This window comes from Pseudarthrobacter sp. PvP090 (assembly GCF_040547365.1).
In the GTDB taxonomy this organism is placed as follows: Bacteria; Actinomycetota; Actinomycetes; order Actinomycetales; family Micrococcaceae; genus Arthrobacter.
In genome coordinates this window covers 20,000-40,201 of the sequence record NZ_JBEPPO010000012.1, presented here as the reverse complement: position 1 = coordinate 40,201, position 20,202 = coordinate 20,000, and the positions used below count along the sequence as shown (strand labels likewise).

Annotated in this window: 21 protein-coding genes; 11 read left to right on the top strand and 10 right to left on the bottom strand. The window is 65.4% G+C overall.

The window, feature by feature from the left end:
• The first annotated feature begins 140 nt into the window (after positions 1 to 140).
• From ABIC21_RS14585 to ABIC21_RS14550, 8 genes are all read left to right on the top strand, one after another.
• Positions 141 to 2,690 carry an AMP-binding protein gene (locus tag ABIC21_RS14585; protein WP_354351112.1) on the top strand — a complete coding sequence of 850 codons (2,550 nt, stop codon included), beginning with the start codon at positions 141 to 143 and terminating at the stop codon, positions 2,688 to 2,690.
• 65 nt (positions 2,691 to 2,755) lie between these two features.
• Entirely contained in the window at positions 2,756 to 4,378 is a 1,623-nt protein-coding gene (locus tag ABIC21_RS14580; RefSeq protein ID WP_354351232.1) for a LuxR C-terminal-related transcriptional regulator, read from the top strand.
• Positions 4,379 to 4,549: 171 nt separating this feature from the next.
• Positions 4,550 to 5,638 carry a class I SAM-dependent methyltransferase gene (locus ABIC21_RS14575; RefSeq protein ID WP_354351111.1) on the top strand — a complete coding sequence of 363 codons (1,089 nt, stop codon included), beginning with the start codon at positions 4,550 to 4,552 and terminating at the stop codon, positions 5,636 to 5,638.
• 432 nt (positions 5,639 to 6,070) lie between these two features.
• Positions 6,071 to 6,406, top strand: coding sequence for a hypothetical protein (locus ABIC21_RS14570; RefSeq protein ID WP_354351110.1), 336 nt, complete (start codon positions 6,071 to 6,073; stop codon positions 6,404 to 6,406).
• Between the two features lie 173 nt (positions 6,407 to 6,579).
• Entirely contained in the window at positions 6,580 to 7,299 is a 720-nt protein-coding gene (locus tag ABIC21_RS19340; RefSeq protein WP_502936008.1) for an HNH endonuclease family protein, read from the top strand.
• 238 nt (positions 7,300 to 7,537) lie between these two features.
• A complete protein-coding gene (locus ABIC21_RS14560) occupies positions 7,538 to 7,885 on the top strand; it encodes a GNAT family N-acetyltransferase (protein ID WP_354351108.1) in 348 nt (115 codons plus the stop codon).
• A 48-nt stretch (positions 7,886 to 7,933) separates the two neighbouring features.
• On the top strand, positions 7,934 to 8,593 hold the full coding sequence (locus ABIC21_RS14555) for a DNA alkylation repair protein (protein WP_354351231.1): 660 nt from the start codon (positions 7,934 to 7,936) through the stop codon (positions 8,591 to 8,593).
• A 247-nt stretch (positions 8,594 to 8,840) separates the two neighbouring features.
• Positions 8,841 to 9,197 carry an endonuclease/exonuclease/phosphatase family protein gene (locus tag ABIC21_RS14550; RefSeq protein ID WP_354351107.1) on the top strand — a complete coding sequence of 119 codons (357 nt, stop codon included), beginning with the start codon at positions 8,841 to 8,843 and terminating at the stop codon, positions 9,195 to 9,197.
• Positions 9,198 to 9,248: 51 nt separating this feature from the next.
• Here the strand turns inward: ABIC21_RS14550 and ABIC21_RS14545 are convergent, their stop codons facing one another.
• From ABIC21_RS14545 to ABIC21_RS14535, 3 genes are read right to left on the bottom strand one after another with little or no spacing between them, the layout of a single operon-like run.
• Positions 9,249 to 9,938: a DUF3841 domain-containing protein gene (locus ABIC21_RS14545; RefSeq protein ID WP_354351106.1), complete on the bottom strand. Its 690-nt coding sequence runs from the start codon at positions 9,936 to 9,938 to the stop codon at positions 9,249 to 9,251.
• Positions 9,939 to 9,947: 9 nt separating this feature from the next.
• Positions 9,948 to 10,847, bottom strand: a complete 900-nt coding sequence (locus tag ABIC21_RS14540) for a diacylglycerol kinase catalytic domain-containing protein (RefSeq protein WP_354351105.1) — start codon at positions 10,845 to 10,847, stop codon at positions 9,948 to 9,950.
• A gap of 10 nt (positions 10,848 to 10,857) precedes the next feature.
• Positions 10,858 to 11,919, bottom strand: a complete 1,062-nt coding sequence (locus tag ABIC21_RS14535; protein ID WP_354351104.1) for an SPFH domain-containing protein — start codon at positions 11,917 to 11,919, stop codon at positions 10,858 to 10,860.
• A gap of 107 nt (positions 11,920 to 12,026) precedes the next feature.
• Here ABIC21_RS14535 and ABIC21_RS14530 point away from each other — a divergent pair, with 107 nt between their 5' ends.
• On the top strand, positions 12,027 to 12,761 hold the full coding sequence (locus tag ABIC21_RS14530) for an NUDIX hydrolase (RefSeq protein ID WP_354351103.1): 735 nt from the start codon (positions 12,027 to 12,029) through the stop codon (positions 12,759 to 12,761).
• Between the two features lie 21 nt (positions 12,762 to 12,782).
• Here ABIC21_RS14530 and ABIC21_RS14525 read toward each other — a convergent pair whose 3' ends face one another.
• Positions 12,783 to 12,977, bottom strand: coding sequence for a hypothetical protein (locus ABIC21_RS14525; protein WP_354351102.1), 195 nt, complete (start codon positions 12,975 to 12,977; stop codon positions 12,783 to 12,785).
• A gap of 143 nt (positions 12,978 to 13,120) precedes the next feature.
• Between ABIC21_RS14525 and ABIC21_RS14520 the strand changes: the two genes are divergently transcribed.
• The gene (locus ABIC21_RS14520; RefSeq protein WP_354351101.1) at positions 13,121 to 13,336 is read left to right on the top strand and encodes a hypothetical protein; all 216 of its coding nucleotides are present in this window, start codon (positions 13,121 to 13,123) and stop codon (positions 13,334 to 13,336) included.
• A gap of 62 nt (positions 13,337 to 13,398) precedes the next feature.
• On the opposite strand, the gene ABIC21_RS14515 is transcribed toward ABIC21_RS14520, so the two are convergent.
• Entirely contained in the window at positions 13,399 to 15,810 is a 2,412-nt protein-coding gene (locus ABIC21_RS14515) for an alpha/beta fold hydrolase (protein WP_354351100.1), read from the bottom strand.
• Between the two features lie 131 nt (positions 15,811 to 15,941).
• A complete protein-coding gene (locus ABIC21_RS14510) occupies positions 15,942 to 18,089 on the bottom strand; it encodes a transglycosylase domain-containing protein (protein WP_354351099.1) in 2,148 nt (715 codons plus the stop codon).
• A gap of 64 nt (positions 18,090 to 18,153) precedes the next feature.
• Between ABIC21_RS14510 and ABIC21_RS14505 the strand changes: the two genes are divergently transcribed.
• Positions 18,154 to 18,333 (top strand): hypothetical protein, encoded by a 180-nt coding sequence (locus ABIC21_RS14505; RefSeq protein ID WP_354351098.1) that lies wholly within the window; start codon positions 18,154 to 18,156, stop codon positions 18,331 to 18,333.
• Here ABIC21_RS14505 and ABIC21_RS14500 read toward each other — a convergent pair.
• The 4 genes from ABIC21_RS14500 to ABIC21_RS14485 are packed head-to-tail and all read right to left on the bottom strand — an operon-like array spanning position 18,330 to position 20,189.
• Positions 18,330 to 18,947, bottom strand: coding sequence for an Asp23/Gls24 family envelope stress response protein (locus ABIC21_RS14500; protein WP_354351097.1), 618 nt, complete (start codon positions 18,945 to 18,947; stop codon positions 18,330 to 18,332). The genes ABIC21_RS14505 and ABIC21_RS14500 overlap by 4 nt on opposite strands.
• A gap of 47 nt (positions 18,948 to 18,994) precedes the next feature.
• Entirely contained in the window at positions 18,995 to 19,582 is a 588-nt protein-coding gene (locus ABIC21_RS14495; protein ID WP_354351096.1) for a DUF6286 domain-containing protein, read from the bottom strand.
• Positions 19,579 to 20,013, bottom strand: coding sequence for an Asp23/Gls24 family envelope stress response protein (locus ABIC21_RS14490; RefSeq protein ID WP_354351095.1), 435 nt, complete (start codon positions 20,011 to 20,013; stop codon positions 19,579 to 19,581). The genes ABIC21_RS14495 and ABIC21_RS14490 overlap by 4 nt, the downstream gene beginning before the upstream one ends.
• Positions 20,010 to 20,189, bottom strand: coding sequence for a hypothetical protein (locus ABIC21_RS14485; RefSeq protein ID WP_307465510.1), 180 nt, complete (start codon positions 20,187 to 20,189; stop codon positions 20,010 to 20,012). Before ABIC21_RS14485 ends, ABIC21_RS14490 begins: the two co-directional genes overlap by 4 nt.
• Positions 20,190 to 20,202: the final 13 nt, after the last annotated feature.

Sequence of the window (20,202 nt, the reverse complement as noted above, 5' to 3'; positions counted from 1 at the left end):
CGACGGTCAATTGCGGCCCCAGTCCTCAGTCGAACGCAGGGGTGACGGAGCGCCACCGGAGACCACGGTGCGGCCGCATTACGTAAGCATTTCGTGCCGTAATTTTGTTTAGGGGAGCCTAATCTAATAGCATTTTCCGGATGACCACGCAGCTTGTTTTCATGCGGGTGCCCTTTGCCGCGGATCTTGCGAGCTACGGGGACCGGCCAGCCATTCTCACCGACACCCTGGCGCTGACCTACCGGGAGCTGGCGGATCGCGTCGGCGATCTGGCCGTCCGGCTCGGCACCGAGCGGCGCCTTGTCGCGCTGGCCGCAGCGAACGACGTCGAATCGCTTGTGGCTTATCTGGCGGCACTGGCCGGCGGGCATCCCCTGGTCCTCCTGCCCGAGGACAAACCCGCTGCCCTGGAATCCCTCGTTGCAGCCTACGATCCGGACGTCGTTGTGCGGTCCCGGAACGGAAGAATCGTCCTCGACGAACGCCGGCCGGGCACGCGGCATGAGCTGCACCCGGATCTGGCCCTCCTGCTCAGCACGTCCGGGTCCACGGGCTCGCCGAAGCTTGTCCGTCTCTCGCATGCGAACCTGCAATCCAATGCCGAGTCTATTTCCGAGTACCTGAACATCGGCCCGGACGACCGGGCTGCGACGACGCTGCCCATGTCCTACTGCTACGGGCTGTCGGTGATCAACAGCCACCTGCTCCGCGGTGCGGGACTGGTCCTCACAGACCTTTCGGTCGTTGATCCGTGCTTCTGGGAGCTTTTCCGAAACCGCGGGGCGACGGCATTCGCGGCCGTTCCCTACACCTTCGAGCTGCTGGAACGGGTGGGGTTCACGGACATGGATTTACCCAGTCTGCGCTACGTCACCCAGGCCGGAGGCCGGCTCGCACCGGAGATGGTGCAACACTACGCCGAACTCGGTCGCCGCCAGGGCTGGGATCTGTTCGTGATGTACGGCCAGACGGAGGCCACCGCCCGGATGGCATACCTGCCGCCTGAACTCGCGGCCACGGTCCCCGGCGCCATTGGCATCCCCGTCCCCGGAGGCGCATTCCGCATCGACCCCGTTCCCGGCCTGGAGCACGGCGAGCTCGTCTACACGGGCCCCAACGTCATGCTCGGCTACGCCGAGACCGCCGAGGACCTCGGAAAGGGCCGGAGCATCCGCGAGCTCCGCACCGGCGACCTCGCCCGGCAGCACCCCACAGGAGTCTACGAAGTCGTGGGGCGCCGCAGCCAGTTCGTCAAAATCGTCGGACTGCGCGTTGACCTCGGGCAGGTGGAGCGGATACTGGCCGACCTCGGCGTGCAGGCAGCCAGCGCCGGGACCGACGACGGTCTCGTCGTCGCCGTCGAGGGTGACCACGATACGCGCCTGCTGGGCAAGGTCCTTGCCCAGGGCTTGGGGGTGCCGCGTGCCGCTCTCCAGGTTCACTCGGTCCAACACCTCCCGCGCCTGGCGACCGGCAAGCTGGACTATCAGGCTGTCCTGGCGCTGTCACGGCCCGATGCCGAGGTGCACGCGCAAGCGGCGGCCGACGGCCCCGGCAGCGTCCGGAGGATCTACGCGGACACCCTGGAGATCGCCGACATCTCCGACGGCGACACGTTTGTCTCGCTGGGAGGCGACTCGCTGTCCTACGTGGCAGCATCGGTCAGGCTGGAACAAGCCCTGGGCCATCTCCCGCCGGACTGGCACGTGACGCCTGTCCGGGACCTGGAACCGCGGCCCCGCACTGCACCGGCCCGGAAGCTGCGGCGGTTCTTTGCGCCGCTCGAAACGGGCATTGTGTTGCGGGCCGTGGGTATCATCCTGATCGTCGGTACACACGTCGGCTTGTTCAGCTGGCAGGGCGCGGCCCACGTGCTCATGGCCGTGGCCGGGTACAACTTCGCACGTTTCCAGCTCTCGGGGGAGCGTCTCCAGCGCCTGCGGCGGCAGCTGATCAGCCTGGCCAGAATCGTCGTGCCCAGCGTGGCTTGTATCGCCTTCGCTTATCTGATCACCGACAACTACTCACCTGCCAATATCCTGCTCCTGAACGCGATAGTCGGGCCGGAGGCGGTGACCACACAGTGGCACTTCTGGTTCATAGAAATACTTGTCTACCTGCTCCTGGGAATGACAGCCCTGCTGGCTGTTCCCTGGGCGGACCGCGCCGAGCGGCGTTTCCCCCTGCTCCTTCCACTGGCCCTGACCGGAGCCGGACTGCTCACCCGCTATGAGCTGGTGAACCCCGACGTGCCGCATACGGCGCCCGCCCTCTGGCTTTTCGCCCTGGGCTGGGCCATCGCACGGTCCCGGACGGTGGCTCAACGGTGCGTGGTCTCCGCCATTGCGGCGCTGACCGTTCCGGGTTTCTTCGAAAACACGACCCGGGAATTCACGCTCCTCGCCGGGATCCTGCTGCTCATCTGGCTGCCCAGCATCCCTGTGCCGAAGGGCCTCCGCCGCCTCACGGTGGTGCTGGCCAGCGCCTCGCTCTACGCGTATTTGGTCCACTGGCTGGTCTACCCGCCCCTGGCCGGGATAAGCCCGGCACTGGCCGTTGCGGCCTCGCTCGCCGCGGGGGCAGCCTACTGGGCGCTGTGCTCGCGAGTCGTCAACGCAGCCACCCGCCGTCGGACCCGCTTAGAAATATCCCGCAATCAGGTTCCCCCCACCACCTCGCGAACGACTTGAACGTTTCACGCGGCTAGTCTCGACCGGCTGCCATCCGCGGCGTTACCGTTGAAGTGGTGTCTGGGATGGACAACTTCGACGGGCTGCTGGCCACAGCGCGGACGGCGTACGCCCGCGGCGACTGGCATGCCGCTTACCGGCAGCTCAGCCAGGCCCGGGCATTGTCGGAACTGGACACGGGGGACTTGAGTCTCCTGGGCAGGGCCGCGTGGTGGCTCGGACAGGTCAAGGAATCGCTGGAGCTGTCCGAGGACGTCTACCACCGGTTCCAGGACGACGGCGATGCACCAGATGCGGCCATGAAGGCCCTGCACCTGGGGCTGCTGTGGTTCATCCGCGGAGATGTGGTCATCGCTTCCGGTTGGGTGAGCCGTGCCCGGAGACTGCTGCAGGGTCTTCCAGAAGGCCCGGAGCACGGCTATCTGCTGTACCTGGATGCCTGCCTCGCGCTGAGTCTCGCGGACCTGGGCCCGGCCAGGGAGACCGCGGCCAAGTTGCAGGATCTGGGCCGGAGCCTGCGCGACCCCGCACTCACATCCTTCGGTTTGGTGCTCGCCGGCCTGGCAGACCTGCGCAGCGGCAGCACCGCATCGGGCTTTGCCCAGCTGGACGAGGCCATGCTCCCGGTACTCGCCGGCCGGCTGCCGCCGGAATGGGCAGGAGAGATCTACTGCACGGTGATCCACGCGTGCCACGAGCTCGGCGACCTGCACCGGATGCGTGCCTGGACTGACGCCACCGAGCGGTGGGGCGAGCAGTTCGTGGGGGACGTGGTGTATGCCGGCATCTGCCGCATCCACCGGCTGCAGCTGCAGAGCATCGAAGGTGGCTGGGACGCGGCGGAACCTGCGATCGAGCAGAGCGGGGCGCAGCTCGTGGGCCGGAACAACTGGGTGGCGGGCGAGGCCTACTACCAGCTGGGCGAAATTCGGCGGCTTCGCGGGGACAGCGGCGGCGCTGAGGAGGCTTACGCCCGGGCCTGGGAATTGGGGACCGAACCGCAGCCGGGCGCGTCGCTGCTCCAGCATGCCGCCGGAAAAAACGAGGCGGCGTGGGCCGGCCTGTGCGCCGCCTTGGCGGGGCGGGACCGTCTGGCGTGCGCACGGCTGCTGTTGTCCGGCGTCGAAATCGCCCTGGCACTCGGACACTTTGATGAGGCCGAGCGGCTCTGCGCCCGGCTGGAGGAAACCGCAGCGATGTTCGCCACTGCCGGCTTCCGCGCCTGGGCCGGGCACGCCCGGGCCGCCATGCTGATCGCGCAGTCTCAGCACGCCGAGGCGTTGCCCGTGCTGCAGTCCGTTGTCCACGAGTACCGGACCTTGCACGCACGTTACGACACCGCCAGGGCCTACGAACTGCTTGCCCAGGCGCACCGTGGGCTGGGACAGTCCAGCGTTGCTGCCGCCGATTCCGCGACCGCGCTGGCGATCTACAGTGAACTCGGTGCGCTGCCGGATGTCCGCAGGCTCGACGGCGGCCGCCTTCCCGGCGGGCTGACCGAGCGCGAGGCGGACGTGCTGGCGTTCACCGCCGCGGGAGCCAGCAACAAGCAGACCGCCGAGGCATTGTTCATCAGCCAGAAGACGGTCGGCAGGCACCTGGCGAACATTTACGCCAAGATTGGCGTCTCCTCGCGCACGGCCGCCGCAGCCTGGGCTCACGAACACGGCCTGCAGCCGCGCCGCTAGTTCCCGTTGTCTTTTGTCCGACGCCGGCAGCAACTGCCGGACGGGCGTCTGCATGATTCGCCCCATGGGCTCCGAACAGAACACATCGTTCGCCCGATGCCGGCGGCACCTGGCAATTCCTACGCTGGAATCAATCAGGCACAGACGCCTGTAGCAAAGGGAGGAACAACAATGACCATCGAGTTGGAAACATCACTGGCGGAGTTCGACGTCGAGGCCTCCAAGGCTTTCACCGGACGCTTCGTGGGCATCCTGAACGATGCCGCGACCGCACTGCTGACCAGCGTCGGGCACCAGACCGGCCTGTTCGAGACGCTGGCAGGCTTGCCTGCCGCGACCAGTGCACAGATAGCCGACGCCGGCGACCTCAACGAGCGCTATGTGCGTGAATGGCTGGGCGGCATGACCGCGGCGCGCGTGGTCCACTACGACCCTGCGGCCGGGACGTACTGGCTGCCCCGCGAGCATGCTGCCGTCCTGACTAGCGCCGCGGGCCCGGACAACATGGCGATTCTGATGCAGCACATTTCCATGATGGGCGAGGTTGAACAGAAGATCATCGAACGTTTCCGGCACGGCAGCGGGCTGTCCTACGAGGACTACCCCCACTTCCACCGGAACATGGCCCAGACCAGCGCGGCGGTGCACGACGCAGCACTGCTGGACGTGATCCTGCCGCTCGTTCCCGGTCTGCCTGAACGGCTGAAGGCCGGCATCGACGTCGCCGACGTCGGCTGTGGCAGCGGCCACGCGATCAACCTCATGGCGCAGGCTTTCCCGGCCAGCAGGTTCACCGGCTACGACTTTTCCGAGGGAGCCATCCGTGCCGCCCGCGGCGAGGCGGAACGGTTGGGACTGGCGAACGCCAGCTTCGAGGTCGTTGATGTGGCCGGCCTGGACGTCGAGGCCCGTTTCGACGCGGTGACGGCTTTCGACGCCATCCACGACCAGGCGCATCCGGCGGCGGTGCTGCGCAACATCCACCGGGCGCTGCGGCCGGACGGGATCTTCCTGATGGTGGACATCAAGGCATCCAGCAAGGTGGAGGAGAACATTGACCTCCCCTGGGGCAGCTACCTCTACGCGATCTCAACGTTCCACTGCATGAGCGTTTCGCTCGGGCTCGACGGCGACGGGCTGGGCACCGTCTGGGGCAAACAGCTCGCGCTGTCGATGCTCGCCGACGCCGGCTTCGCGAACGTGGAATCCAAGGACGTCGAATCGGATCCGTTCAACGCCTACTCCATCGCCAGGAAGTAGCACGCTGCCGCCGGACATATATCCGAAGGGCCCCTGCCTGAACTGGTCCCCGGAAGTTGGACTGAGGCTTCAGCTCTGACTTTCCGGGGAACAGTGCTCTGTATGGGAGCAGTTCGTCGTCCGAGCAGCAACAGAACGCCGTGGACCTGTGATCGGCCCCGGTCCACCGGCCAAGCAAGGGTACCGGGGCGTGATAACCTCCGTTTGAAGCCCGGCGATGCTGGCCGGCGAGACTTTGGGGTTGGAATGAATAGAGTAATAGCCTCGGTGTGCCTACTGGCCGTGACGCTTACAGGCTGCGAGGCGAACTCCAGCGCGAACGCGCCGGCGCCCACGGTGACGGTGACCGTCACCGCTACGCCACCTGCGCTGCCCGCAAGCGCAACGCCCCTGGCCTTGGGCACGTCGGCACCGACGCCCTCCGGTGGGACAGTGACCGTCTACGAACACCGCAAGGGCATCGAGCCCCAGGACCCGAACCAGGAAGCAATAGACGTGAAGGTCTGCATGGGTGCGGGTAAATCGTCCGAAGTCACCATCGGTTCGGGGCCGTGGGCCATTTATGACGCAGAGGATCGCCGCTATAAGTTCGCCACCAAGACCTGGGAGCATCCGGGCGCGGTACCTGGATACCCAGAAGAGACACAAATCAGACGGGGCGACTGTATCCGCGGATGGGTCATCATTCAGGGTCAGGCGGCGACACAAATGACAAAAGCTCGATACACCTCGGAATCAACAATTGTGGAATGGAATTTGGTTCCCTAGCAGAGGCTGCCGTTAATTATTGCCTGTTGCCGGAAATTTACCATTACAGCTTGATCTCCCGCGACGGCGCCATAATGCGTTTATTTGGCCGAAATGACCTCTGGCCGGGCTAGTCTTAGCGAATTGTCGGTCTGACATGCCTGACTCAGGCATCTCGTTATTTCGGGGGAACCATGAAAATCCATCTGCCCAGCTTTGTCGCGATCAAACCGCTGGCCCTGAAGCCGAGGCGGCTTACTATATTCCTGCGAACCTTTGGGGTCACGGGCGCGGTCGCAGGCTTGCTTCTGACAGGTCTTGCCGTTCCGGCGGAAGCAGCAACCGTATACCAGGCGTCCCTGAGAACTGCCGTTCGGAGCCTGGTCGTCTCTACCGAGGTCAACACGGGGTATGACAGGGATCGGTACTTCGGCGGCTGGATTGACACCAATCGGGACTGTCAGAACACGCGCCAGGAAGTCCTGGTACAGGAGTCCAGAGCGGCGGTCACCTACACGAGCCGTGGATGCACGGCCAGCACGGGACGATGGGTGACTTCGTGGGACAACCGTATCCACACGTCCGCCTCTACGGTGCAGATCGACCACCTCGTGCCTGTCCATGAGGCTTGGGGATCCGGCGCGAGGTACTGGTCCCAGGCACGGCGCGTGGCCTTTTACAACGACCTCGGGGACACTCGCACCCTGAGCGCCCAGACGTCTGCCCTCAACGCGTCCAAGCAGGCAAGCGGCCCGGAAGCCTGGATGCCGCCGGCCAACCGCTGCGCCTACATCCGCCACTGGGTGGCGGTAAAAATCCGCTGGGGCCTCCGCGTCGACAGCGCGGAGAAGGCGGCACTGGTCCGGTACGCAGATTCTTGCCCCAGCGTTACGCTGACCGTTACCCGCGCCTAAGCAGCAGCAGGCCGTTTCCAAAGTCCTGCTCGCCGGAATACGGTCCCGTCATGAATGCAAAACTCTTTGCCTACCTTAGTTACCCGGATGCAGCAGCTGCACTGGTCTGGATGGAGCGGGTAGGGTTCTCTGTCGTCCGCCGCCAGGACGGGGCCGCGGGCCAGGGTCTCCACGCAGAGGTTCCTAGCAGGTGCTTCGGCGATGGCAGTCACAATCGCGGCGAGGATTCTGGCGGGATGTGGTGAAGCCGTTCACGCTGCGTGAGCCCGCGCTCGCCGACTCACGACAGATCGCTGAACTGCACGTGGCCACTTGGCGCGAGGCATACGCTCATCTGCTCCCTGGGGACTTCTTTACCGAAGGGCAGGTACAGAGCCGTCACCGGATGTGGAATCACATCCTCGGGAATCCACGCGAGGAATGGAACGTCAGAATTGCGGAGAGCCGAGGGCAGGTCATCGGCTTCGCGTTCTTCGGCCCAAGCTTCGGCCCGGAGGGCCAGGAACTCCCGCGCGATCGTCAGGTGTTCAGCATCTCTGTAGCGGCAGAGCATTATGGCACCGGAGTGGGAACGCCCGCATGGTGAGATAGGGATTCCGGAACTAATGGACAGGAGACCGAGGTGGCCGAGACGATGCTTGCCGAGGTGATGGCCGAGCTGGCGCAGCTCGAGGACCCAAGGGCACGCCGGGTGAACGAGAAACACGGAGACGATCACGGTGTGAATCTCAGCAAACTGCGCGCGCTCGCTAAAAGGCTGAAGACACAGCAGGACCTCGCGCGCCGGCTATGGGAGACGGATGACACCCCGGCGAGACTGCTGGCGATCCTGATCTGCCGCGGGAAGGCGTTCGAGCGTGATGAGTTGGACCGCATGTTGCGCGAGTCGCGAGTACCCAAGGTGCACGACTGGCTCGTGAACTACGTGGTGAAGAAGAACCCTTACTCCGAAGGATTGCGCCTGGCCTGGTCTGCCGACCCGGATCCAGTTGTCGCGAGTGCAGGCTGGGCGCTGACCTCCGAACGTGTGACGAAGAAGCCCGAGGGTCTCGACCTCGCAGGACTGCTTGATGTCATCGAGGCGGAGATGAAAGACTCCCCGGACCGCCTGCAATGGGCGATGAACCACTGCCTCGCTCAGATCGGGATCGAGCACGCCGAGCACCGGACCCGCGCCATCGACATCGGTGAGCGCCTGGAAGTGCTCAAGGACTACCCGACTTCCCCGGGCTGCACGTCTCCGTTCGCGCCCACGTGGATCACCGAGATGGTGCGCCGACAGCACGAAAAGTAGGAAGGTTTGCGCTCAGACCCGGACATCGTCATGAGCAGTCAAGAACGCAGCCACTAACCCCTTCGCTGCGTGGACGGGCAGCAACCCGAATAAAGGGCTCGGAGTACTGGGAATCGCCAGCTCCCGATACCGGGTGACAGAACCCGTAGATGCGAACTTGCCCTGGCATCTCCCATTCTCGGTGGACGGACTTAGCGTCGTCGCCTTATGGGCACATCAGCTAAATCGCGAGCTGAGATATGTGCGCGTGACCCACGAAATTGTCGACCGGCACGCTGGCTTCCTCTCTGGCGAAATGGCGTTGCTGATGGGGGACTTTAATAGCAACACCGTCTGGGACAAGGTACATCCTGGAAGGAACCACAGCATGCTGGTTGAAAAGCTGGGCGGGCTTGGACTCAGCAGCGTTTACCACCGCGACGGTGGGAAGAACCAAGGGGAGGAGTCGACCAAGACTTACTTTCACACGCGTAACCAGCGATTCGGGCATCACATCGACTACGCATTCCTGAGCGACGGTGTGCCGGCACAGCTCACAGTAGGGGACTCCGAGGACTGGTTGCCGCATAGCGATCACATGCCGCTGATCCTCGACATCGCGTAGGACTTGAGCTCGTGGCAAGCCTCTCGGGACGGTAACGCTGGCCGCGATTGCTCAGCTTTCGAGCCTGACGGCGTTCATCACATCCTCGGCGCGCAGCTCGTGCATGGTGGCCTGCCAGCTCCCGAAGCGGCCGTAGTTGTCCGGTTCCAGAATGCTCTTCCAACCCTGCTCGACTTCGGTCCTCAGATCTTCCGGCCAATACGGGAGGCTCAAATCCTGAGACCCTGCCGCCCTGATCCGGTCCTCGAAATCGTCGAACACACGATCCAGGCGGGTGGTGAAGTCTTCGTCGCTCTCGCCTGGCTGATCCCAGACAAGCGGGCGTCCGTTCAGGACCGAATGCCAGTCGCCAAAGTGGGAGAGGAGCACCCGTTCCCGGGGCGCCCTGCACGTCAGAAGAACATCGCCCTTGGAGCGCCGACAGAAGTCCACCAGGTCCCGGCGGGTGATCTTGGCCCAGAACCAGAGCGCCCCGTCACCCGTCGTGGCGAGTCTCTTTCCCATCCGTTGGAGCATCCATGCGTAGGCGTCAGCGAAATACGGTTCGGCGAGCGACCGGTCTGGCACCAGGACGCCAGTCGAGAGCAGGGCGTCCACGGCTCCCTTCGGCTGAATGGTGTGAAGCAACAGCCGATCCGCGGAGAGGTCATAGCCGATCCGGCCCCTGGGAACGGCGTCGACGGGACGGGCACTTGTGATACGAAAAGTCGGCACAGGACGATCCTCGCTGAGGTTGGTCACTCTGGGGTCCTACGCCACAAGCCGCAGCGGCCTGTCGCCCAACTGAACCATGATTTCCTGGCCCCAGGATGCGGTGAGGCGGTCGTCCTCCATGCCGTCGCCGAACACCACGAGCTGGTCGGAGGCAACGGTGACGCGGAGCGTTTCGCCTGCCGCCAGCTCGCCCTCGGTCAAGGTGATTCCGGTGATGGGGGAGGGCCAGGCCTCGCGGACGAACCACGCCAGCCGGGGATCCGTCGGTGCCGGCAAGGCACGTCCTCCGCGTTCCAGGGCTATGGAGGCGCACCATCCGGTGGCGCCCGTGCCCGTGGAGACGATCAGGCCCGACGAAGAGTGGCGTTCAGCCCGGCCGCCCGGGGTCGTGAGCTGGTAGCGGGCCGACTGGTGCGAGGCATGCCCGATGAAGATTTCGTTGAGTCCCGAGAGTTCCTGCCCGTCATCGAGCCGTGCTGTCACTGTGGCGAGTTCCTGGCAGCGCAGCCGCTCCACCGGGCCGGCCCGGCCGGCCTCCTGGAGCAGCTTTGCCGCCGCGCCGGGCGTGTGCCGGACCAGGACGCCCGGATTGGCTCCCGGTTCCGGATCGATCCCGATGACGGGCTGACGGTTGAGATACTTCGCCGCGTTCGCCACCAGCCCGTCCTGGCCGACAACCGCGATGATGTCCTCCGGTGTGAGCAGGAAGCGGCTCAAATCGGCACGTTCCACCTCGGCGTGACGCCACTCGGCCGGAACCGCGGCGCGGACGGTCGCCAGGGCCGCGGAGAGCCCGTCATGGCGCTCCTGCACATCCTGAAGCGTGCGGCCGCGGGTCCGGAGGAAGAATTCGGCCTGCCCGCGGGTGGCGTGCCGGTCCAGGAGTTCCTGGAGTTCGGTCCGCCGGTGGACGATGACGAGACGGGGAGTTGCCATGACCGGAATCCTACTTCCCGGCCCGGACGGCTGTTGCAGCCCCGACGCCGGCCGCAGCGGCCGGAACCGCGCTGCCCGCAGGCTCCCTGAACAGCCCGGCGAGTGCTCCGCTGAGCAGGTCCGGCGTGATGGTGAGGTTTCCGATGTTGGGCAGTGAGGCGGCAGCGTCGCGCAGGGCCAGTGCCAGCAGGGTGGCCTGTTCCACGTCCCGGTATACGTCCATGGTAAAGGCCTCGCGTGCCGCGGCCGCCTCGCCGACCAGCCGGATCTGGTTTGCTTCGGCGGAGGCGTTGATGCCTTGGCGCTCGGCGGAGGCCTGCGCCTCGATGAGCCCCGCGGCGGCCTTTTCTTCAGCCTGACGCCGTGAGTTGGCGCCTTCCTGGGCGACCAAGTGCTCGCGCCGGGTGGCCAGTTCGATCTGGCTCGCCATTTCGTTCTCGGAGATGGTCCGTTCGCGTTCGACGGCGACGGCCCGGCGCTCGTACACGGCCCGGTCCGCTTCGGCCTGGAGCTGTTCCCGGACCGGTGTCTGCAGGGCCCTCTCGACGTCGGACTCCGGCCGGACCGCCAGAACCTGCACTCCAAGGATCTCGATGCCGGTGGACTGGAGCCGGTCGTCCGCACGGAGGGCTTCCGTGAGAACGCTGCGGAGCTGGCTGACTCCGCGTTCCAGCGCCTCGGCGAGCGTGGTGGTGGCGATCTGGTCGATCGCGTGGCTCTGGCACAGCTGGCCGATGATGGTGGCCACCTGCTCCTTGCCGGTTGCCTGGGTCGAGCCGGCCGGCTGGAGGCCGAAGTCGAGCCGGGTGGAGACGGACACCGGGTCGATGAAGCGGTAGGTCACGTTGGCCTGGACGCTCACGTCCTGGTGGTCACGGGTGATGGCGTGGAAGAGCGTGGGCAGTTCCTGGTCGTCCACAGGAACCTCGCTGAGCACGGAGTTCGCCGGCCGGAACCAGAAGGCCTGGCCAACACCCTGGTGCCTGACCTGGCCCTTCTGCAGGTGGACGACGTGGCCTGTGGGGCTGCCCAGGAAGTGGCTGATCCAAGGGTAGCGCTTGATGCTGGCCATGGGGTTCTCCTAATCCGTTCGATTTTTCGTCAACTTGACGATAACTGAAACTGTAAACGGCACAACGATTTATTGTCAAGGTGACGATAAGTCCCTACTATGGATTCATGCCTGAATCCCACCCGGCGCCTGCGTGCTTCCCGGTGACGGTCGACGTCGTCGCCCTCACCGTGGTTGACGACGTCCTGAACGTCCTGCTGGTCACCCGCCTCATCGAGCCCTTCCGCGGCAGGCTCGCACTGCCGGGCGGTTTCGTGCTGCCCGGTGAGGACCTGGTGACGGCGGCGGGCCGGGAACTGGCGGAGGAAACCGGCGTCGAGCAGGTCCCTGGCCACTTGGAACAGCTGGGGAGCTACGGGCCGAAGGGGCGGGACCCGCGCGGGGATGTGCTCACCGTGGCCCACCTGCTCCTCGCACCCAACTTTCCCGTCCTGTCCGCCGGGAGCGACGCCGAGCATGCCGCCTGGTACCCGGTCAGCCAGGTCTTGGATGGCGAATTGGAGCTCGCCTTTGACCACGGGCGGATCCTCGCGGACGCCGTGGAGCGGGCGAAGTCGAAGCTCGAATACTCGCCACTGGGGGCGGCCTTTTGCGGCGATGAGTTCACCGTCGCCCAGCTCCGGACTGTGTATGAGGCCGTCTGGGGCACGCGCCTGGACCCCCGGAATTTCCACCGCAAGGCCACGGGAACGCCTGGTTTTCTGGAAGACACGGGGCGGATGACGACGGGTGAGACGGGCCGCCCGGCGGCGCTTTTCCGGCTGGCCGCCGCCGCCCGTCCGGCCGCTGGTCAGCCGATCCGGGCGGTGCTCAATCCGCCGCTGATGCGGGCGCGGGACTGACGCCAGGGACCGCTCGGCGGTTCAGTTGATTGCCTCGATGCCAAGGCGCTTGAGCTCTTCAAGGTGGTTCCGCATGTTTTGCAGTACCTCGGGGGAGTGCGGCTGCCAGTCCAGGATCTCCTCCGTGGATCCCCGCGCCGGCCTCTGAGTTTGATTTTGCTTCCGGAGGGCATAGTTTTCCAGCGAAAACTGGAAGATTTCTTGGAGGCTCGGCACCCACGAAAATTGAGGGACTTTGGCCCTAGCCTTCCTCCTGGGCAAGACGTTTGCTTGTGGGGCTGGGGCGAGCATCATGACCTCTGGCAGCGCGCCATGTTCCACCCCGAACCACACATCGAGAAGGAAGGCGGCATCGTCAGATGCACATTAAGGACCATTGGGACCGTCTGGACCCTGCAACGCGGAAGTGGTTTATCGACAACCCCGGATGCCAGATCCTTCCCAGGACCATCACCGCAGTTGTCTCCAAGGCGGCTGGCGAGGATCTCGCCAGTGGGCAGCACGGCGAAACGGTCATGTCCCAGGAGGATCATGAGTTTGTCCGTTCAAAGGCGACCGAGGCGTCGAACGCCTGAACCACCTCGTCGTCACGGTCAAATGAAGGGCGCTTCTCTCTGACAGAGATGCGCCTTTCGTGTCAGATGCCTGCCGTCTGGCGGCCCGCCATGACCCGGGACAGGAACTGTTCCACGATCGCGGCGAACTCGTCGGGCCGTTCGATCTGGGGCATGTGCCCCGTGTTCGAGAAGACGTACGACTCGGCGCGGGGCAACGCCGCGGTCGCCGCCCTCAGCTGGCTGCACGGGAGGATGTGGTCGTGGTCGCCCCAGAGCACGAGCGCCGGAATGTCCAACTGCGCCAGGGCCTCGACGAGGGCCGTCCGCCATTCGGTCCTGATGCCGACGATCGTTCCGAGATCGCGGGCAATGTCGAGGGTTGTCTGGCGGTGGGCCGACCGTTGTGACAGGGCGAATGCATGGTCGACGCGGGCACCTGTCGCCAGCTCCTTGTCACAGAAGAGCGACTGGACCGTAAGGCGCGAAGCTGCTTCGTCGGGACGCATGAGCAGCGCAGCGAGTGGCCCGACCGTGAGCAGGCGCAGGACCAGGGCAACCTCCTGGCCGAATCCCGCACTGTTGGCCAGCACCAGGGCTGAGACGCGGTGGGGATGGTCGGCAGCGAACTTCATGGCGACGGCACCTCCGAGCGAATTGCCGATGACCGGAAGCGGTTCGTGCACCCCGAGGGCGTCGAGGAAGGCGGGCAGGGCGTTAGCAAGCTTCGCCAGAGTCGCCGTCCCGGAGAGCCGGTCGGAGTACGCGAAGCCGGGCAGGTCAACGCTGTAGACGGTGTGGCTTGCCGAGAGACGCTGGTGTTGCTCGTTCCAGTCCTCCAGGCTCTGGCCAATGCCGTGCAGGAGCAGCACGGGGTCCCCGGCGCCGGTTTTCCGGTAGCGCAAACGCGTCCCTCCGACGTCGACGTGTGCTGTTCCCGGGAGGTCGAGAGGGCCCTGGCGTGCCTCCGGGGTTTCCCGTCCAGGCGCAATCACCTGCTGCCCGCGCCGGCCGAAACGAACGTGGTCCGTCAGCCTGCCGGCCCTGAGCAGGGCCAAATCGCGCACATAGTTCTGGTGCAGCCGCCACGGCGAGCCGGTGCCCTGCCGGGGCAGGTGGTCGGCGTCGCGAAGGACGTAGCCCGCCTTCAGGTCGATCAGGGACGTCAGCTCAGCGTCCGCGACGTCGGCGGGAGCTTGGGGCGTAACCCATTGCAGGTGCCGCCGGTCGAGGTACTTCAGCAGCCTGCAGATGTAGCCGGCGACCAGATCCGCTTTCAGCGTCCACGACGCGTTGGTGTAGCCGACAGTGAGCGCAAAATTGGGAACGCCGTCGAGCATCATGCCCTTGTAGGTCAGGGTCCTGCCCACGTCCACCGGCTCGCCGTCGACCCGGAGAGTCATCCCGCCGAGCACGAGCAGGTTCAGCCCTGTCGCTGTGACGATCACGTCGGCCGGGATCGACCCGCCCGAGACCAGGTCAAGCCCGCTCGGGGTGATCCGCGAGATCTCGTCGGTCACGATGTCGGCAGTGCCTGCGCTGATGGCGCGGTAGAGGTCGCCATTGGGGATCGCGCAGAGCCGCTGGTCCCAGGGCTGATACGACGGGGTCAGGTGCGTGTCGACCGCAAAGCCCTCCGGCAGCTTGGCGATGGCCGCCTTGCGGAGGATCCCCTTCATCGTTTCCGGCCGCCGCCGGCTGAGCTGGTACGTCAGCATCGAAAATAGGATGTTCTTGGCCCGTACGACGTCGTAAGCCAGTTGCGCGGGTACCTTGCCTCGAAGATGGTCGGCGAGGTGATCCCGGGACGGCACGGGGGCGATGTAGGTGGGGGAGCGCTGCAGCATGGTGACCTTGGCGGCCGAGCCCGCCATCGACGGCACGAGTGTTACTGCGGTTGCCCCGCTGCCGATGATCACCACCTGCTTGCCTTCGTAATCGAGATCAGCAGGCCAGTGTTGCGGGTGGACGATCGATCCCGCAAACGTCTCGGCCCCCTCGATGACCGGGGTGAACCCTTCGTCATACCGGTAATAGCCCGAGCACACGGACAGGAACGAGCAGGTGAACGTGACCGACGGGCCGGCGTGCGACGCCGGATCGTCCCGGCGATATTCGACGCCGGACGTCAGGGCGGCCGTGACGGTCCACAGTGCGGTTTCGCTTGACCACTCAGCCGATTCGACCCGGTGATGCAGCCGGATCCGCGGTTCGAGTTCCTCGTCCGCGACCGTCGCCTCGATGTATTCGCGAATCGAATCGCCGTCGGCAATGGCCTTGGCGCCGGCCCAGGGCCGGAAGGAGTAACCGAGCGTGTACATGTCGCTGTCGGAGCGGATGCCCGGGTACCTGAAAAGATCCCACGTGCCTCCCACCGCACCGCGGGACTCAAGGATCGTGAAGGTCTTCCCAGGCGCTTCGCGCTTCAGCCGGCCGGCGAATCCGATGCCGCTCAGCCCGGCTCCGACAATCAACACATCAACGTGTTCGCTCATGAGGCCAAGTTACCAAGTAAGAACATCCCGGCGCAGAACATCTGCGAGGTGACGGGCACCGCCGACACCGTCCGACGGTGTCCAGGGCGCAGCCCCGGCCGCTGCAGGGCGGACCTGGTGGATGCGGCGGGTCACGGCTTGGTCATGGACTCCGGTGGCGGCGGGAAAGCCTCGGCGGGATAGAGGCCCGCGACCTCGAGCATGTAGTTCGCCCACTGCGGGCCAGCCAGCATGTAGCCGTCAATGTTCTTGTAGAACTTGCCGTTGATGGTGACGTTCTGGCCGGGCCGTTTCTGGCCTTCCAGCGCGTCTCCGAAGAAGGATGCGGTGGCCAAGCCGCTGGTGTAGCCGACCACCCACGTCGCGCCGTTGGTGTTGGACGTGCCGGTCTTGGCCGCGACCGGGAAACTGGTGTGAACCCTGGGTTCGATGTACACGCCGGACCCCAGTTTCAGCACATCCTGGAGCACGGAGTTCACGCCCCGGGCAACCTCGGGCTTCACCGCGCTGCGGCAGTCGCTGATCTGGGCCGGTAGCTCCCGTCCCGCCGCATCGGTCACGCCGGCGATAGCGATCGGGGCGCAATACCTGCCGTCAGCGGCGAACGTGGCAAACGCGTTGGCCAGATGGAGCGGGGCAACCCCGATGGCACCCAGCAGGTTGCCCAGCTGATGCATGTTCACCGGGGCGTTATCCACGCCGCTGTGAAGTCCCACGGCATCCACCATTCTCTGGATGCCGCAAAAATCCAGCTCGGCGGCCTCCGCGAAGGTGGCCGTATTGATGGAGTTGTACAGCCCGTAATTGACGGGCATCTTGCGATAATAGCCCTCGTCGTTGTTCTGCAGGTCGTCTGCGGCGCCGAGGGCCTTTTCAGCCGTGTTGTAGGCCCCGAGGACCTTTCCACAGCTGGACTTCCACGGGAAGTCCAGCGGATAAGTCCGCCGGGAGGCATCCACCTCGGCGACCATGGACTTGCCTTCATTGAGCCATTCCGCGAAGGTGAACGGTTTCATCGTGGACCCGGGTTGGAACCCGCCGGCGCCGTTCAGGTCATTTCCGTCGGCGTCCTTAGCATCGACGTTGAAGTTCAGCTGGGTGTCGAATTTTCCGGGGGCGGGCAGAAACACGGTGTTTTGCGCCATCGCGAGGATCCTGCCGGAGCCGGGACCGATCGAGACCAGAGACGCGCCCCACTTGTCCGGGTTGGCTCCGGCGGTGGCGTCAACCTGCGCCTGCGCGGCAGCCTGCAGCCTGCTGTCCAGCGTGGTGGTGATGGTCAGGCCGCCGCGGTACAGCTTCCTCTCGCGAGCCGTGGCGTCGATGCCGTACACCGGGTTGTTGAGGATCAGGTGGGAGACGTAGTCGCAGAAGTACGGCGCCATGTCAGCCGCCGAGCACCCCTGCTTTGCAGGTGTGATCTTCAGTTCGACACCGCTGGCGACAGCGGCGTCATGATCAGCCTGGAGGATTTTTCCGTCGCTGAGCATTTTGTCCAGGACCTGGTTGCGCCGCTTGACGGCGTTGTCCGGGTTGACGGCGGGATCGTAGAAGCTGGGGCTGTTGACCAGGCCGGCGAGCAGGGCAGCTTGCGGCAGGGTGAGGTCCTTTGCGGAGGTGCTGAAGAAATGCCGGGCTGCGGCCTCAACGCCGTACGCGTCCCGGTTGAAGAACACGATATTGAGATAGCCCTCCAGGATCTGGTCCTTGGTGAATTTCTTTTCCAGCTCGAGGGCGAGCTTCATCTCCCGCACCTTATCGCCGATGCTCTTCTGCCCGCTGAGGATGACCTGATCGGTCCTCTCCGCCGACACCAGGGACTCATTGATCACGTTTGTTACGTACTGCTGGGTCAGTGTGGATGCGCCCTGCCTGTCGCCGCTGGTCAGGTTTGTCGTGAGCGCCCGGAGAATCCCCTGGGGGTCGACGCCGGCGTGATCGTAGAAGCGGCGGTCCTCGATGGCGACGATCGCGTCCTTAATGTAGGGGGACATCTCGTCCAGGCTTACCTTCACGCGGTTCTCCGCGAAGAAGGTGGCGATCGGCTTCCCGTCTGCGCTCAGCACTGTGGTTGACTGCGACGGCGGAGCAACCGCCAGCTCAGCGGGGAGGTTGTTGAAGAAGGTGATTGACCTGCTGACGGCCACTCCGGCAGCAGCGACGCCCGGGACCGCCAGGCTGGCGACCAGAACACCGCAGACGGCGCTCACTGTCAGGAATCCGAGGACCCTCCACAGGGCCGCGGCCAGGCGAGATCGATTCCGTTTCTTCGGCGCCATGTTTGTCCAGCTGTCGAGCTCAAAATGTGCGTCCAGAATAGGCCGGTACGCCGCCGGGGGACCAGTGCCGGAAGTCCTCCGGGCCCATCTGCGTGGCCGCCCGTTCGATCCGGCGGGACAGCGTACCCGGTACTTCACCGACTCGCTGTGGGGGTTCGAGCTGAAGGACGCGGAAGGCGGGCGCACCCGGCTGATCGTCAGCGGGTACCTTGGCTCAGGCACGGGAATGGCACTTCCGGGCTAGTAGACGACTGTGCCGGTGGAATGCACCACGGTTCCGGTGCTTTGGGTTCGTCCGCTGACGTCGATCTGCAGCCGGCTGCTCTGCAGGGGCGCCCCCAGGGCGCTTGAGAGCTCCGGCAGGGTGGTGGTTTGGATGCGGTGGATGACGTCCCGGACGTCGGCCCTGTCATTGACGGTCACCTTCAGGGTCAGGTCGGGGGCATTGGCGGATCCTCGCAGCAGGGCCGCGGATGTGACGACACCGGGCAGGGTGTTGATCTGCTTTTCGACGGCGGCGGCGAGGACCGACGGGTCGCAGAGGGTGAATCCCCGGCTGCCGTCATCATGGAGGCGGTAGGCGCCTGCCGAGTTTCTCCTCGGGATCTGGGCGATGATCCACAGCAGCCCCAGGACCCCGATGATGAGTCCAATGATCAGTACAACGGCCGCCACCCCCGGCGGCGCGAGGAAGGCGTGCAGATCACCGGTGACGACGGACTGCCATGCGGGGGCGGTGTTGAGAAGAGCATGCAGTGTCCCGCTGGCCTGCAAAAGCAGTGCAGTGCCGGCGGCCAGGACGAGGATGCCGAGAATTGCCAACCATGTCCGGTTCAGGGTTCCTGCGTTCTGCCTCATTGGAAGACATCCTTCAACTAGTGGCGGTGGACGGGGCGCGCATGGTCTTAGTCTCTGGACCGGACCGTGGCCGTAACCTGCGGCACCGGCGAGAGCCCGGCTTCCTCCAGACGGGTCCGGACGGCCTCGGTGATCCTCTGGTGCAGGTCTCCTGGCTCGTGCAGGGAAGTCGTCACGTTCACGTGCACGCGCCGCGTGGTGGCTGTCGCTGAGGCCGAGCCGACGCCGTCGATCTGCACGCACCGGGCTTTGGCCAGGTGGGCGACGGCGCGTCGGGTCATCACTGTCTCCTGCTCCTGCACCGGTGGCGCCTCATCTCCGCTGCGCGTGCCGGAATCATCGATGGTGAGGGCGGTGAACCCGCCTGGAATGATCGCGCACAGTAACAGGATGACCCCTGCGACAATGACGGCTGTCCCGATCTGCCAGACGGCGGGGTCGTTCCATGCCAGCCCGGCGAGCCAGTCGACCGGTCCCTGCAGCACGGCCGGCCACGAGCCGCTGACCAGCCGGGAGACGCTCAGCCAGACCAGCGCGACGCCGGCGGCCAGGAGCATTGTTCCGGCGATGAGTGCCGGGATAGCGCGGCTGGGCCGGTGCCGCAGACGGGTGGACCGTTGGCCGGGCCGGCTCATAGCAGCGTCCTTCGGCCGTTGCTGTCGGTGCCCGTGGTCAGCCACGCGATCCTGATGTCGACCTGTCGGACATCGACTCCGGTCAACTCGGTCACCCTGGTCGCGATCCGGCGGCGCAGTTCCTCGGTGGCCTGGCGCAGCGGCACCGGATACAGCATCCCGACCTCTACTCTTAGGGTCGCGATGTTCCCGGTGAGTTCCACGGACGCCTTGGGCCGGGCGGAGAGATCAGCACGGGTTCCGATGCCCAGAAATCCGCCGGAGGAACCGCCGGCGGAGGATTCATCGCTGGCGACCTGGCCGGCAATTTTTTCGATCACCCTGGCCGCCAGGAAGGTCTGCCCTCGTGTGCCCGTCTCTGCGGGGCCGGGGACGGCGTCCCCGGCCCCGCCCCCGGGCAAGGGCAGAGCGTGGGCTCCTGGCGGGTTCATCGGCTCGATGCTCTACCGAACAGGGCCTGTACATCGAGTTTTCCTTCCGCGACCCGGCCGACCAGCAGTCCAATGAATCCGAGGACCACCGTGGCCAGAAGAGCCAGCCAGCCGCCGAAGCCCAAAACGATACCCAGTACCAGACCTATGGTCACGCACCAACGTGTAGTAGACATAGCCATCCTTTTT

Bases quoted from the DNA above. Each gene is read 5' to 3' on its own strand.
- ABIC21_RS14540 (WP_354351105.1), bottom strand. From the start codon at position 10,847: ATGGCAACTCCCCGTCTCGTCATCGTCCACCGGCGGACCGAACTCCAG.
- ABIC21_RS14500 (WP_354351097.1), bottom strand. From the start codon at position 18,947: ATGAGGCAGAACGCAGGAACCCTGAACCGGACATGGTTGGCAATTCTC.
- ABIC21_RS14575 (WP_354351111.1), top strand. From the start codon at position 4,550: ATGACCATCGAGTTGGAAACATCACTGGCGGAGTTCGACGTCGAGGCC.
- ABIC21_RS14585 (WP_354351112.1), top strand. From the start codon at position 141: ATGACCACGCAGCTTGTTTTCATGCGGGTGCCCTTTGCCGCGGATCTT.
- ABIC21_RS14490 (WP_354351095.1), bottom strand. From the start codon at position 20,013: ATGAACCCGCCAGGAGCCCACGCTCTGCCCTTGCCCGGGGGCGGGGCC.
- ABIC21_RS14515 (WP_354351100.1), bottom strand. From the start codon at position 15,810: ATGAGCGAACACGTTGATGTGTTGATTGTCGGAGCCGGGCTGAGCGGC.
- ABIC21_RS14580 (WP_354351232.1), top strand. From the start codon at position 2,756: ATGGACAACTTCGACGGGCTGCTGGCCACAGCGCGGACGGCGTACGCC.
- ABIC21_RS14530 (WP_354351103.1), top strand. From the start codon at position 12,027: ATGCCTGAATCCCACCCGGCGCCTGCGTGCTTCCCGGTGACGGTCGAC.
- ABIC21_RS14520 (WP_354351101.1), top strand. From the start codon at position 13,121: ATGCACATTAAGGACCATTGGGACCGTCTGGACCCTGCAACGCGGAAG.
- ABIC21_RS14510 (WP_354351099.1), bottom strand. From the start codon at position 18,089: ATGGCGCCGAAGAAACGGAATCGATCTCGCCTGGCCGCGGCCCTGTGG.
- ABIC21_RS14535 (WP_354351104.1), bottom strand. From the start codon at position 11,919: ATGGCCAGCATCAAGCGCTACCCTTGGATCAGCCACTTCCTGGGCAGC.
- ABIC21_RS14555 (WP_354351231.1), top strand. From the start codon at position 7,934: ATGCTTGCCGAGGTGATGGCCGAGCTGGCGCAGCTCGAGGACCCAAGG.
- ABIC21_RS14485 (WP_307465510.1), bottom strand. From the start codon at position 20,189: ATGTCTACTACACGTTGGTGCGTGACCATAGGTCTGGTACTGGGTATC.
- ABIC21_RS14495 (WP_354351096.1), bottom strand. From the start codon at position 19,582: ATGAGCCGGCCCGGCCAACGGTCCACCCGTCTGCGGCACCGGCCCAGC.
- ABIC21_RS19340 (WP_502936008.1), top strand. From the start codon at position 6,580: ATGAAAATCCATCTGCCCAGCTTTGTCGCGATCAAACCGCTGGCCCTG.